This window comes from Streptomyces sp. NPDC059169, assembly GCF_042755225.1.
Lineage (GTDB): Bacteria > Actinomycetota > Actinomycetes > Streptomycetales > Streptomycetaceae > Streptomyces.
Window position 1 is genome coordinate 36,944 of record NZ_JBHZCF010000016.1, and the last position, 11,925, is coordinate 48,868.

An 11,925-nucleotide genomic window follows, 5' to 3' on the forward strand; every position below is an offset into this window, starting at 1 on the left:
CTCGGGCGCGAGCCTAGCCGTCCCGCCCCAGCCGACGGCCCCAACGCCGGATCAGGTCACCGTGCGCCGGCCCCGGTCCATGTCGTCGTACGCCTGGACCAGGTCGAAACCCGGGCCGGTAACGCGCGTAGCGAAGTCGTCGCGCCGGCTCCCGGCCGTGACCAGGACCCACACCGTGACCTCGCCGGACGCGCCGTCCCGAACACCCCAGTCATGGGCGAGCGCACCGATGATGTTGAGCCCCCGACCGCCGCGCGCGGTGACCGAGGGCGTCGACGGAACCGGTCGGGTCGGACCGCCCCCATCCGTCACCTCGACGGTGAGACCGCCCGCCCCGTCCACGCGCCACGCGGCACGGACGCTGCCGTCCCCGATGTCCTCCCGCCCGAGCGGTCTGCCGTGCCGGCAGGCATTGCTCAGCAGTTCGGAAAGGATCAGTACGGCATCGTCGACTACCGATTCCGACACTCCGCCGCGTTGCAACTGCTCACGCATCCGGTGCCGTGCCTCACCCACGCCCGCAGGGCCATGGGGTACGGCCATGCTCGACGACGTGGGCACCTCCTGTGCCACCACCAACGCCACCCCCGAGACCTCCTTTGCCCCACGCCACGGGTTGGATGCCCCAACGACCCCGATCGGAAACCGGCCAGTCGGCGTCTGATGACGCACTCGTAACGATCGAGTACTCAGCGAACGCGCCGGTGCACTCCCCGTGATGGCGCCAGCTCCGTCGCGGTGGACCCGAGCGACTAGGAACGGCCCAATTGGGAGAGGACCTGCCGAGGCCGGTTCGTGATGATCGCCTCCACGCCGAGCCCGACGCAGAGGTCGACGTCCTCGGGCTCGTTCACCGTCCAGACGTGCACCCGGTGGCCCGCGGCGTGCAGCCGCTCGACGTAGGAGGGGTGGTTGCGGACGATCCGGATGCCGGGCCCGGCGATCCCGGCGCCGGCGGGCAGCCGTCCGTCGCGCAGCCTCAGCGAGAGGAACTGCAGCAGGTAGACGGTGGGGATGTTCGGTGCAGCGGCCGCGACCCGGTGCAGCGAGCGCGCCGAGAAGCTCATGATGCGCACCGGGGACTCGTCGGGCGCCGCCGGGGCGTCGAGCCCGAACCGCTTCAACAAGTGCAGCAGCCGCTCCTCCACCTGGCCCGCCCAGCGCGTGGGGTGCTTGGTCTCGATGGCCAGCTCGATCGGCCTGCCCGCGTCGGCCACGAGCTCGAGCAGTCGTTCCAGGGTGAGGACGGACGTGAACTCGGGGTCGTGCCAGTCCGGGCTCTCCTCGCTGTCCTTCCAGGAGCCGAAGTCGAGCGCGGCGAGGTCCGCGAGCTCCAGGGCGGACACGGCCCCGCGGCCGTTGGACGTGCGGTTCACGCGGCGGTCGTGGACGCAGACGAGGTGACCGTCCGCGGTCAGGCGTACGTCACACTCCAGGGCGTCCGCCCCGTCCTCTATCGCCTTCACGTACGCGGCCAGGGTGTGTTCGGGGGCGTCCTCCGACGCCCCTCGGTGGGCGACGACCTGGATCGGGAGTTGAGTCACCGCGTCATGGTGCCACCGTCGGAAAGGCCGTGCCGCGGATGTGACCGTAATGTCCGGGATAAAGGATGGCGCGGATACGCACAGGTCCTGCTTACAGTGGCCTGACGGCCGGTGGGAAAAGCTGGCGGAGCGGACCCACGCGCACATCGCACACCGCGGAACCGAGGAGAGAGCTGTGAGCACCGAGAACGAGGGCACTGCGGCGCAGCCCGGCCCATCCGTACCTCCCGTGCCGGCGGCCGCTCCCGAAGAGACGGCCGCGCACGGACCCGAGGGCGCCGGGGCGCCGACGCAGTCGGCACACCAGGTGCCACCCGCGCCGACCGCGCCTCCGACACCGAACGCAGGGACGCACCACGGTGGCGGCAGCGGCACCCACTACAACGCCGCAGGGGTCCAGCACACCGGTGGAGGCTGGCCGCCGCCCCCGCCGGCGGCAGCGCCCTGGGGCGCCGTCGCACCCGGACCCCAGGGACCGCGCAAGCGGTCCGGCGGACTGATCGCGGCCGTGCTCGCCGCCGCGCTCGTCGGCGGCGGGATCGGCGGCGGGATCGGCTACGTGGCCGCCAAGGACAGCGACAGCGGCGTCTCGACGACCGTTGCGGCCGGGGAGGCACCCGGCGACTTCAAGCGTGACCCCGGGACGGTCGCCGCCGTCGCCAACAAGGCCCTGCCGAGCGTCGTCACCATCGAAGCGCAGTCGGGCGGCAGCCAGGGGGAGGGCGGCACGGGCACCGGCTTCGTGTACGACAAGCAGGGCCACATCCTCACCAACAACCACGTGGTGGCGTCGGCGGCCGACGGCGGCACGCTGTCCGCGACCTTCTCCAACGGCAAGAAGTACGACGCCGAGGTCATCGGCCGGGCCCAGGGCTACGACGTCGCCGTCCTGAAACTGAAGGACGCCCCATCCGGCCTGGCGCCGCTGCCGCTCGGCAACTCCGAACAGGTACAGGTCGGCGATTCGACCATCGCGATCGGCGCGCCGTTCGGGCTCTCCAACACGGTCACCACCGGAATCATCAGTGCAAAGAACCGGCCGGTCGCGTCGGGCGACGGTGCCGGCGGCAGGAACTCCTACATGAGCGCCCTGCAGACGGACGCCTCGATCAACCCGGGCAACTCGGGCGGACCCCTGCTCGACGCTCGCGGAGCGGTGATCGGCATCAACTCCGCCATCCAGTCGACGGGGAACAACGGCTTCGGCCAGCAATCCCAGGCGGGATCCATCGGACTGGGCTTCGCGATCCCCATCAACCAGGCGAAGAACGTGGCCGAACAGCTCATCAAGACGGGGCAGCCCGTCTACCCGGTCATCGGCGCCACGGTGAACATGACCTCCAAGGGCGCGGGCGCCACCATCGCCCAACAGGGGGCGGGCGGCACCGCGGCGATCACACCGAACGGCCCGGCGGCCAAGGCGGGGCTCAAGCCCGGGGACGTCATCACCAAGTTCAACGGCAAGCCCGTGGACAGCGGGCCGACCTTGATCAGCGAGATCTGGAACCACAAGCCGGGCGACAAGGTCACGCTCACCTACGAGCGCGACGGGCGGGAGTCCACGGCCTCGATCACCTTGGGGCAGCGCAAGGGCGACGGCTGACGGGCTAGGCTGTGCAGGCGCCTCCCGGAGATCGGGCGGGCGCGAGGTGGGTTGCCCGAGCGGCCTAAGGGAACGGTCTTGAAAACCGTCGTGGCGCGAGTCACCGTGGGTTCAAATCCCACACCCACCGCGTACAGGCCACGTAAGGCCAGGTGAGAAGGGGTGCTCCGGATTCCGGGGCGCCCCTTTCCCATGGGGCCTGTCTCACCTTGATCCGCCTCTGTCACGACGTTGACCAGTGTCTGTGGACCAGGCGTGGACCAAGATCCGGCCCACGGAGGACGAGAAATCGCAGGTCAGGACTACCGCTGTGGGGCATGCGCGGGCCAGGTGCCCGACAACGCGAAGGCGCCACCGGTCCACCCTCGTCCACCCCGGGCAGAGGGGCGGGAGCAGGCGCCACCTCGACCGGATCGGGCACCGCAGCAGGAGCGGTCCGCTGCTGCGGCACCAGCGCAAGCACTCCGGGAATCTTCAGGCCCAGGACGTTCCGCTCCTGCTCGAGAACCGGGGTGAACCGCTCTCCTGGGGACCGCATGTCCAGCGCCTGATGCGGCCGCACGGAGTTGTACTCCTCCACCCAACGATCCAGTGCCGCCTGAGCCTCCTGGAGGCTCTCGAATGCGCCGCAGTCGTCGAAGAGTTCACGCCGCTGGGTCTGGTGGAACCGCTCGACCTTGCCCGTCGTGGTCGGGGAGGCCGGCTGGGTCAGCCGGTGCGCGATCCCGTTTTCCCGGCAGATCCGGTCGAACAACACCTCACCACCCTGCCCGAACCGGTCGGTGAACTGCTTGCCGTTGTCGGTCAGTACCTCTTCCGGCACCCCGAACCTCTGCAAAGCCCGGGCGAACGCCGCACAGACCGCCCGCACAGACCGCCCGCTCCACCACCGACGCGATCACGCAATACCGGGAATGGTCATCCACCCCCGTCACGGCCTTGACTGTCCTTTGCCCCTCCATGATCCCAAACCCGGACGCCACGAGTTCAACCTGAGTGGTCCGCCGAGGCCTCCTCCAGACGGTTCCCGCAGCGGTCGGTGGCCTGGTCGAGGAGGGCGGTGCTGGCGGCGTTGTCGTGGGCGGACGCGGCCAGCACAGCGACGCCGATGACCAGCCCCAGAACGTCAACAGCCAGTCCCCGCTTGCGACCCGACATCTTCTTGTTCACGTCCAGTCCCGTCGTGGCCTTCGGGACACCGGTGGCCGCGCGCACAGACTGGGTGTCGGTGATTACGAGGGACAGGTCCTCTGATCGCTTGCAGCCTGTCTGGTTCTGGTAGAAGTTCGCGTTCGCGATCTGCCTCAGGTCACAGCATCCGAAATCTCCGGTCGTCGACCGTGCCACCCGGATCTGCTTCCAGGCCGTGATCCTTGGCTCGGTCAACGCCCACTGCTCGTTCGACAAGTCGGTGAGGTACGGCTCTCTCTTCACGCCCCGCATCTCAACATGGACATGCCCAGCAAGTGACCTGGACGGCGATCAGTACCACGATCGAGCGATCACGAACTGAGGAAGATCGGACCTAACGTCCAACTACACGTCTGGTCGGTGACGTTTCCGTCAAGGACCCCGCGAAGGCCCTGCACCTCCTATTACAGTGGCGCGCCTGCGAGGTACTCCAGCTACCAGAGCTACATACGCCTCGGCTGCCGTGACCGCGTGTCAGCGGGGCCTGGCACAGATGTAAGCTAAGGCGCAAAGGGTGATATGTCGCTCTTTGTGGCCGTAGGTATATGCCCGCCTCGCTGCGGGCTCCAAGGGATGGGCGCGTAATGAACGGCTCGTGGTCGTGGCGGAGGTCGTCGTTCAGCGACGCCGCAGGCAATCAGTGCGTGGAGGTCGCGCGTACTTCGCTCGGCGTCATGGTGCGCGACTCCAAAGACATTGCCGCGGGTCGCCTCGCATTCGGTGCCGCCGCATGGCGCCGGTTCACAGCCTCGACCGAGTCGGGGACGGGTCCCCTATGAGTAGATGGCCTCTGTCTGAGGCGCCCCCACAAGACGCCGCGCCCCACCCGTTGGACCAACGGATGGGGCGCGGCGCCTAGTGTTCAATGACCAGGTGTCCCCAATCGACCGGCGAGGGCGAGTCCTGCAGTGGCGATGGCTCCGGCGGCCGCCTTGCCGGCGTCGTCGGGGACCAGGATCAGCGTGAAGATGGCCGCAGTCAGTGAGGCAACCGCCACGATAACGGCGACTACGGCATTGGCGCGTGGCAGAACGGGAACGCTTCGCTGCGATTCTTCCGCCGCAGCACGTTCGACGTCTTCCGGCATGGTGTACTCCAGATGGCCCGGGACTTGAAACGGTGCTTGGTGCCGTTCGCTTGCAGGCGAACGGCCGTTCCTGAGGTGGCGATTCCCTCGGCTCTACGTGATCACTCATTCGTCCCTGGCTGTCGAAGTCCCATGTTGGCGCAGTGGTTGAGATCTCCACACATCAGATCGACGTCGTACGGTTTGCGATCCGGCTACACGCTAGCTAGCAGATTGATGGTTTATCCGGACTCCCCGCCGAGCACATCTTGGTAGGAGCGATTGGATCCGGGCAGTTCTGCGTCGCTTTACCAGCGGCGATTGCGAACTCGGCCTGGATGCGCAACCGTTCTCCGTACGCTGATGTCCGGTGGCCCGGGCGATCAGCATGGGGCGCATCCCGTTGCAGCGGGCTCGCTTCACTGTGGCTTCGCCTGTGCGGAGCCACAGCCATGTTTGCGGCAAGTGACTTCGTGCGCCCCACCGTGCTTCTCTGCGCCCCTGCTGGCAGCCGGCTATGAGGAGAGCTGCTCAGCCGTTTCCTGTCGTACGCAGCAAGGGCGGGGCTGATCACGCTTTTTGAATCGGTGGCGTCGTGGCTCAGTCCCCGTTCCGTGGATTGACGTGGAAGTCGTGAGGTTGCGTCTCCAGATGTTCGGCTATCTGCAGAAGGATCCGCGGGATCTGCTCGCCCTTGATCGCCCTCTCCTCCAGGCTCCAGAACTGCTCCAGGTAGGCGACGAAGCTCTCCGTCTCCGTGCTCACGGTGGCCGTGCCTCGAAGGTTCTCGAGGTACACGAACGGCGGCATCTCCTCCTCCTCGAACTCGAAGAGAGTGAAGGGACCCTGCGATGCGGCATGCGCGCCACCACTGAACGGAAAGATCATGATGTTGCGGCGAGGATGAGCCGCTAGTTCGGCGAGTCTGCGTAGTTGGCCCTTCATGACCCCCGGGCCGCCGACCTGCCGGCGGATCACCGACTCGTCCAGGATGAAGTACGACTCCGCTTCGTCCCGTTCGAGTGCTTCCTGGCGCAGCATCCGCGCCTCGAGCATGCGCTGTCGCTGCTGTTCAGAGAAGCGCGTCGGAGTGTAGGCGCGGATGATGGCCATCGCGTACTCCTCCGTCTGGAGCAGCCCGGGCATGACCAGGGGCTGGAAGCTGCGGGTTACGAAAGCTGAGGACTCCATCGCGAGAAAGCCGAGAAAGTCCTTGTCGTAGATGTCCCGATACTCGGTGAAGGGCATCTTCCGGCTTCCCCGAGCCAGGTTCAGCAGCTCCTCCACAGTGGCGTCGTCTTCCACGTCGAAGAGAGCCAGCAGCGGGCGCAGGTCGTTGACGGAGATTCCGACCTCGCCAGCTTCTATACGCAGCAGCTTGCTCGGGGACCACTCCATGCGCTCAGCAACCTGTCGCTGCGTCAGATCAGCGGCCGTCCGCAATTGCCGCAGCCGTGTCCGAAGCCGCAGTCGCTGTATCGCGGGGCTTCCCGTGCTCGGCGTCGCCATACGTCCCCCAATCTGCGATACGGCTGATTGTCGCATCACCACCTGGGATTAAGCGGACCTGAACAGCGCACAAAGCAAGCCGTCTTTATGCACGTGGCCAACACGGACCGTAGTGCCTCCGCTGCCCCATTTTCACCACCAGACCTCCTCCGGCTCGCGATTCAGCCGAAGGTGCCGGAAGATACCGAGGAGAGAGTCGCCCGGGAACTGCCCTGCAACGGGGCTCGGAAACCGGGACACGGCTCATTTCGGGCATCCCCAGCGGGCGGCCTCTGTGCTACTCAGGTTGAACTCGTGGCGTCCGGGTTTGGGATCATGGAGGGGCGAAGGACAGTCCGGCCTCGGTGAGGCAGCCGGTGATCGCGTCGGGGCGGTACTGGATCTGCTCGAGGCGGCTGCGGACGAGACAGCGCCTGTCCGGCCTGGTCGGCGAAGCAGACGTAGGCGCCGAGCTCGGCAGCGGTTTTCCACCGTCGGCCAGGTCTCCTCCCGCCACTGGGCGATCTCCTCCTCGTCACGCTCCGCCGAGCGCCGTACCGGGACCTGCCAGGAGTAGCCGTGCCGGTCCAGCAGCTTGCTCACCCCGGTGAGGGTGTAGCAGACGTGGCAGGTGCGGCCGATCAGCACGGCGATCCGCGCCAGGGTCCAGCGCTGGGCGTCCTCGAACCCAGCGTTGGCCTTTCCGGCAGTGGGTAGTTTTGGGATGTTTCCGTCGGTGGCCGTCTACGAGGTCGGCGGAGCGGGGAGGTGGCGAGAGCCGAGGAGCCGACCGCCCCAGCCACGACGCACCCCTTCTCCGACATCAGGCGGCTGATGCAGCCGTTCAGCGGTCAGGAGATGCACAGCAAAGGCGCGGGTGCCCCGTTCATCGAACGTCGGGCATCTCAGGACACCAACTCTTGACGGCACCCCTGGCGGCAACGGCGGCGCACAAAGGCCCGTCGGGTCCAGTGCCGTCGACGGCGACTGGGGACAGCACCCGACATCGATGAACTGTGCACGGTTGAGCATCATCGCGGGCGCTTCTGAGTACGTGTGCTCAGGGCACGGCAGCCGTCCGGCGGCGAGGATTGGGAGCACATCGAATGACTGGAGGGGGTCATGAACACGCCTCGCAGGACGAGCCGCCCCACCACCGTTGTGCGGCCCGGAAGGGTCCGCCTCGTCGCCGCCGCTCTCGCAGGCGCGGCCGCCGTGGTGGCACTTACCGGATGCGCCGGCGTCGAGTACAAGGAGGACATCTGCAATAGCGGCGAGTACCCCGTCCTGTCCGTGGGCGGTACCGGCTCCGCCTGTGTCTCGGACAAGACAGAGCCTCCGGCGGGATTCGTGAGATACCCGGAGGGCAAGGTGCCGCAGCAGGTCGACGACAAGTGGGACAAGTACTGGGACACCCACACACTCGACAAGGACGGCAACATCATCGACGTTCCGGATGCCAGCTGACCCGGACGGCCCCATCCGGCGGGCGTACGCGCCGTGTGTCGCATGTCCAGAGAAGCCGGCAGCCTCCTACCCCCGGAGCGGATGACCTTGGGTAGCAGGGTGGAGCCAGTGGACCCCGTGTGGACCACGGCTCCCGCGCCAGCCGTCGTGGCGCGAGTCACCGTGGGTTCACCTCCCACACCCACCGCGGGTCGGCGGCCCCTGACCAGTGCGTATGGTCGGGGGCCTTCGCCGTGTCCGGTGTGCTCGGCACTGCCCGGCTCCTTGGTTCCCGCCCGGTCAGGCATGCCGGGGCACGCTTCCCGTCACCTCGGTCCGGAGATACCTTCGGCCGGTCCCGTGGGCCCGAACGAAGGTATGGGCAGGTCGCGCAAGCGCAGGCGGCAAGATGACCACGTGGCCGACGACGAGAACAGGGGCTTCAGCCTGCCCCGAGGAGCAACGGGCTTCTACCAGCCGAAGGGCGGTCCGCTTCCCGAAACCGACCTGCGGAATTTCCGAAGTGCTCTGTACCAGGCCGCTCGCGCCGCCGGAGGAAAGGTCGGCGAGGAGGAGGAGCAGGCGTACCCGCGTACGTTCCACACCGCGTCGGTCGTCGACGGTGCAGGCGAGCACATCGTCCTGTGCCACGCCCACCACCCCTGGATCGCGTTCGCCCGGGAACGTAGGGATTGGTACGGCACGGAGTTCACCGCACCGCCGTCCTGGGCCGACACCTTCGCGCACGCGGGGTTTGCCGTGCTGAATCGAGAACGACTCGGCACGCCTCTTTCCCAGGTGGACACCTCGGTACTCACACCGGGCGAGTGGCGCCAGATTCGCTTCTACGCCATCACCACGCTGGGCGGGGTGATCTTCAACGCATGGGACTGATGAGCGGGTTGGCCACGTGTTCGATGGGCCCAACCGGCTGCTGGTCACCGATGAGGACGGCGGCAGCGATCACGACCGGATGAGGTTGAATGACACGCGCCAACGCAGCACGAAGGACTGCGACTTAGAACCCCTAACGGAATGAGGGGCAGGGAACGCTAGGCTCGGCGGTCATGAGTCAGAGTGGTTCGCAAGCGGCAGTATTCTTCCGAGATGTCCGCCAGAGCCGAGTGGTCTGGCTTGTCCGGGATGACGACGGAAGCCCGGCTCCCCTCTCTGCGGACGGCACGCGAAGCCTTCCCTTCTGGTCGACCTCGGCTCGCGCCCAGAGGGCAGCGAAGATCTGGGGGCACGGGCTACGCGTTGAATCCATGCCCTTGGGCACATGGCGTGATCGCGATCTGCCCGGTGCCGCCCGAGAGGGATACAAGATCGGCATCAACTGGAGTGGGCCGCGCCTGGTCGGCTGGAGCTTCACCCCCATGGAAGTTCTCAACCGACTGGCAGCGGCTGACTAGCACTCGGCATCGCTCGCCAGAGCGCGCAGGCGTCGCCAGCAGATGAGTGCGCATCCGAGGGTGAGGAAGGCTTCGTGCATGTCGTCGCGGGTCTCCCAGCGGATGCGTAGGCGGCGGAACCAGTGCAGGTGGGCGAAGGCGCGTTCCACGACCCAGCGTTGGGTGCCCAGGCCGGAGCCGTGTTCTGTGCCTCGGCGGGCGATCAGCGGCTTCACGCCGAGGTCCCGGGCGAGTCGGCATTATTTGTCGTGGTCGTAGCCGCGGTCGCCCAGCACCATGTCGGGGAGGCGCCGGGGCCGGCCGCGCATGCCCCGCACCGGCGGCACAGCCTGAAGGAGTGGGATCGGCTGGGTGACGTCGTTGCGGTTGCCGCCGGTCAAGGTGGCAGCGAGCGGGATGCCGGTGGCGTCGGTGATCAGGTGGTGCTTGCTGCCCGCTCTGCCCCGGTCAACAGGGCTTCGTCCGGTCTTGGCTCCCCCTTTAGCGCCCGGATGTGGGAGCCGTCGACCATCGCCCGGGAGAAGTTCAGGGCGTTCGAGCCACGCAGCTTCGCGAGGAGAACCTCGTGCAGCCGGGGCCACGCACCGGCCTCCGTCCACTCGGCCAGGCGCCGCCAGCAGGTCATGCCCGACCCGAAGCCGAGCTCTTGCGGTAGATGCTCCCAGGAGATCCCGGTGTGCAGCACGAACAGGATGCCCTGGAACACCAGTCGGTCCGGATGCCGCTTACGACCGGGATGCCGTGGTCGCCGTTCCACCTTCGGCAGCAACGGCTCAATCACCGCCCATAAGTCGTCATCGGCTTCCCATGGCTTCGGCTGAGCCACCCCACACCCCCGGATCATCCGTCTCGGAGTGATCCAACCACCTCAAAGATCATTTCGTTAGGAGTTCTAAGGACCCGGTAGGCTCCAGCGGGTATTCCAGCGGCGTGTCGACCAGCCGCCGGGCCAGCTCGGTGTGTGCCTGGGCAGCGTCCAGCGCGAGTGGCATGACCTGGCAGGATCCCCTCCCATGAGTTCTGGCCGATGGGGCACCCATGGGATCGAGATGACCGCGGACCGCGTGATCAAGCGGTTCGCCTCAGGGGACGATGGACGTGCCGAGCGTGAGTGGCGGGGGCTGACCCTGCTGTCTGCTCACGCTCCGGGGCTGGCGCCTGAGCCGTGGGAAGCAGATCTCGCAGTTGAAGCGCCTGTGGTAGCGATGTCTCGCCTCGCGGGGATTCCCCTGCGTGGAACTGCCTTGGGCAAGAGAGAACTTGAGGCACTGGCAGAGGCCCTGGCCACACTGTATGCAGCCGTGCCACCTGATGTGGTTCGTAAGATTCCGCTCAGACCCGGACTGCCGAGCGAGCTCATCGGCCATCTCGGCAGGTGGGCGATGGAAATGCGCCCCCGGGCCGGAGGGCTGGTGAGGCAGGCCATGGATGCCGGGCTGGGCTGGGTGGCTCATTCCGGACTTGAAGCCGACGCCTCGCAGGAGGTGCCCGATGTGTTCGGCCCGGGCGATGGCAATCTTGCCAACTATCTGTGGGACGGAACCAGGGTCCAGGTTGTGGACTTCGAGGATTCAGGCCGCAGTGATCGTGCCTTTGAGCTGGCGGAGATCACCGAGCATGTGGGCAGCTGGGTCGAACACCCGTTAGATGTCCCGGCGCTCTTGGGACAGTTCGACCTTTCTGCGGCGGAGACGGCGCGGTTGCAGGAGTGCAGGAGACTGCTGGCTCTGGTCTGGCTGTTCCTGCTCGCGAGAGATGACCCGGCGCATCCCCGAAACCCTCCCGGCACTGCAGAGAAGCAGGCTATCCGCCTGCTGGAACTGCTGGGCTGAACGACGAAGCCTGCGGCCGGAGGGATCCCGCCGGCCGCGGGCTCATGTCGGTGCCCGCTCAGGGACGTGTTAGGGCAGTCTGCGCATCGGGATGACATCGGGGCCGGTGCTGATGCCGGGCGGCCGCCCGGGCCTACCTGGGGTTTCGACGGCATGCATGTGGTCTACCGCCTGACGGGGTCCTGCGTGCGGGGACAGTAACCCGCCAGCCATGACAAAGGGAACATATTTTCTTCAACCGGCTGTGAGAGGGGGGAGTCCGCCCCGTCAGCCGCAACGGCACCCCAACCGGCGCGGTCGGATGTGTCTGGCGTCAGGCAAGGTGCGCTCTTTGCGCGCATAC

General features: G+C 67.2%; 13 protein-coding genes, 1 tRNA gene and 2 pseudogenes. 7 read left to right on the forward strand and 9 right to left on the reverse strand.

All coding sequences use genetic code 11. From position 1 onward, the window contains the following. Positions 1-51: 51 nt before the first annotated feature. Entirely contained in the window at positions 52-672 is a 621-nt protein-coding gene (locus tag ACFXOM_RS26410; RefSeq protein ID WP_385039582.1) for an ATP-binding protein, read from the reverse strand. A gap of 80 nt (positions 673-752) precedes the next feature. After that, positions 753-1,544, reverse strand: a complete 792-nt coding sequence (locus tag ACFXOM_RS26415; RefSeq protein ID WP_384942644.1) for a glycerophosphodiester phosphodiesterase — start codon at positions 1,542-1,544, stop codon at positions 753-755. A 175-nt stretch (positions 1,545-1,719) separates the two neighbouring features. On the opposite strand from ACFXOM_RS26415, the gene ACFXOM_RS26420 reads away from it, so the two are divergent. Both ACFXOM_RS26420 and ACFXOM_RS26425 read left to right on the forward strand, forming a co-directional pair. Continuing rightward, positions 1,720-3,147: a S1C family serine protease gene (locus ACFXOM_RS26420; RefSeq protein ID WP_384942646.1), complete on the forward strand. Its 1,428-nt coding sequence runs from the start codon at positions 1,720-1,722 to the stop codon at positions 3,145-3,147. 45 nt (positions 3,148-3,192) lie between these two features. After that, positions 3,193-3,277, forward strand: a tRNA-Ser gene (locus ACFXOM_RS26425). A gap of 93 nt (positions 3,278-3,370) precedes the next feature. Here the strand turns inward: ACFXOM_RS26425 and ACFXOM_RS26430 are convergent. After that, complete coding sequence (locus tag ACFXOM_RS26430; RefSeq protein ID WP_385039585.1) at positions 3,371-3,970, reverse strand: integrase core domain-containing protein; 600 nt, start codon at positions 3,968-3,970, stop codon at positions 3,371-3,373. A 164-nt stretch (positions 3,971-4,134) separates the two neighbouring features. After that, entirely contained in the window at positions 4,135-4,581 is a 447-nt protein-coding gene (locus tag ACFXOM_RS26435; RefSeq protein WP_384940656.1) for a transposase, read from the reverse strand. A gap of 341 nt (positions 4,582-4,922) precedes the next feature. On the opposite strand from ACFXOM_RS26435, the gene ACFXOM_RS26440 reads away from it, so the two are divergent. After that, positions 4,923-5,117, forward strand: coding sequence for a DUF397 domain-containing protein (locus ACFXOM_RS26440; protein ID WP_384940658.1), 195 nt, complete (start codon positions 4,923-4,925; stop codon positions 5,115-5,117). Between the two features lie 83 nt (positions 5,118-5,200). Here ACFXOM_RS26440 and ACFXOM_RS26445 read toward each other — a convergent pair whose 3' ends face one another. The 4 genes and pseudogenes from ACFXOM_RS26445 to ACFXOM_RS26460 form a co-directional block, all read right to left on the reverse strand. Continuing rightward, positions 5,201-5,425, reverse strand: coding sequence for a hypothetical protein (locus ACFXOM_RS26445; RefSeq protein ID WP_384940660.1), 225 nt, complete (start codon positions 5,423-5,425; stop codon positions 5,201-5,203). A 579-nt stretch (positions 5,426-6,004) separates the two neighbouring features. Next, positions 6,005-6,949, reverse strand: a complete 945-nt coding sequence (locus ACFXOM_RS26450; RefSeq protein ID WP_384940661.1) for a helix-turn-helix domain-containing protein — start codon at positions 6,947-6,949, stop codon at positions 6,005-6,007. Between the two features lie 277 nt (positions 6,950-7,226). Further along, positions 7,227-7,409, reverse strand: coding sequence for a hypothetical protein (locus ACFXOM_RS26455; RefSeq protein ID WP_384940818.1), 183 nt, complete (start codon positions 7,407-7,409; stop codon positions 7,227-7,229). 44 nt (positions 7,410-7,453) lie between these two features. Beyond that, positions 7,454-7,540 (reverse strand): annotated as a pseudogene (locus ACFXOM_RS26460) (winged helix-turn-helix domain-containing protein); the annotation flags it as partial. Between the two features lie 474 nt (positions 7,541-8,014). Here ACFXOM_RS26460 and ACFXOM_RS26465 point away from each other — a divergent pair. From ACFXOM_RS26465 to ACFXOM_RS26475, 3 genes are all read left to right on the forward strand, one after another. After that, on the forward strand, positions 8,015-8,359 hold the full coding sequence (locus ACFXOM_RS26465; RefSeq protein WP_384940663.1) for an SCO0607 family lipoprotein: 345 nt from the start codon (positions 8,015-8,017) through the stop codon (positions 8,357-8,359). 396 nt (positions 8,360-8,755) lie between these two features. Continuing rightward, complete coding sequence (locus ACFXOM_RS26470; RefSeq protein ID WP_384940665.1) at positions 8,756-9,232, forward strand: hypothetical protein; 477 nt, start codon at positions 8,756-8,758, stop codon at positions 9,230-9,232. Between the two features lie 173 nt (positions 9,233-9,405). Beyond that, positions 9,406-9,750, forward strand: a complete 345-nt coding sequence (locus ACFXOM_RS26475; RefSeq protein WP_385039588.1) for a DUF2750 domain-containing protein — start codon at positions 9,406-9,408, stop codon at positions 9,748-9,750. Here the strand turns inward: ACFXOM_RS26475 and ACFXOM_RS26480 are convergent. Next, a pseudogene (locus ACFXOM_RS26480) lies at positions 9,747-10,594 on the reverse strand (IS5 family transposase). The gene ACFXOM_RS26475 and the pseudogene ACFXOM_RS26480 sit on opposite strands and share 4 nt — an antisense overlap. 169 nt (positions 10,595-10,763) lie before the next feature. Between ACFXOM_RS26480 and ACFXOM_RS26485 the strand changes: the two are divergent. After that, positions 10,764-11,582 (forward strand): phosphotransferase, encoded by an 819-nt coding sequence (locus tag ACFXOM_RS26485; RefSeq protein ID WP_384940669.1) that lies wholly within the window; start codon positions 10,764-10,766, stop codon positions 11,580-11,582. The last annotated feature ends 343 nt before the right edge of the window (positions 11,583-11,925 follow it).

What these genes read in the sequence shown, in the direction of transcription:
- ACFXOM_RS26440 (WP_384940658.1), top strand. Translation starts at nt 4,923, where the DNA reads ATGAACGGCTCGTGGTCGTGGCGGAGGTCGTCGTTCAGCGACGCCGCA.
- ACFXOM_RS26445 (WP_384940660.1), bottom strand. Translation starts at nt 5,425, where the DNA reads ATGCCGGAAGACGTCGAACGTGCTGCGGCGGAAGAATCGCAGCGAAGC.
- ACFXOM_RS26450 (WP_384940661.1), bottom strand. Translation starts at nt 6,949, where the DNA reads ATGCGACAATCAGCCGTATCGCAGATTGGGGGACGTATGGCGACGCCG.
- ACFXOM_RS26465 (WP_384940663.1), top strand. Translation starts at nt 8,015, where the DNA reads ATGAACACGCCTCGCAGGACGAGCCGCCCCACCACCGTTGTGCGGCCC.
- ACFXOM_RS26475 (WP_385039588.1), top strand. Translation starts at nt 9,406, where the DNA reads ATGAGTCAGAGTGGTTCGCAAGCGGCAGTATTCTTCCGAGATGTCCGC.
- ACFXOM_RS26485 (WP_384940669.1), top strand. Translation starts at nt 10,764, where the DNA reads ATGAGTTCTGGCCGATGGGGCACCCATGGGATCGAGATGACCGCGGAC.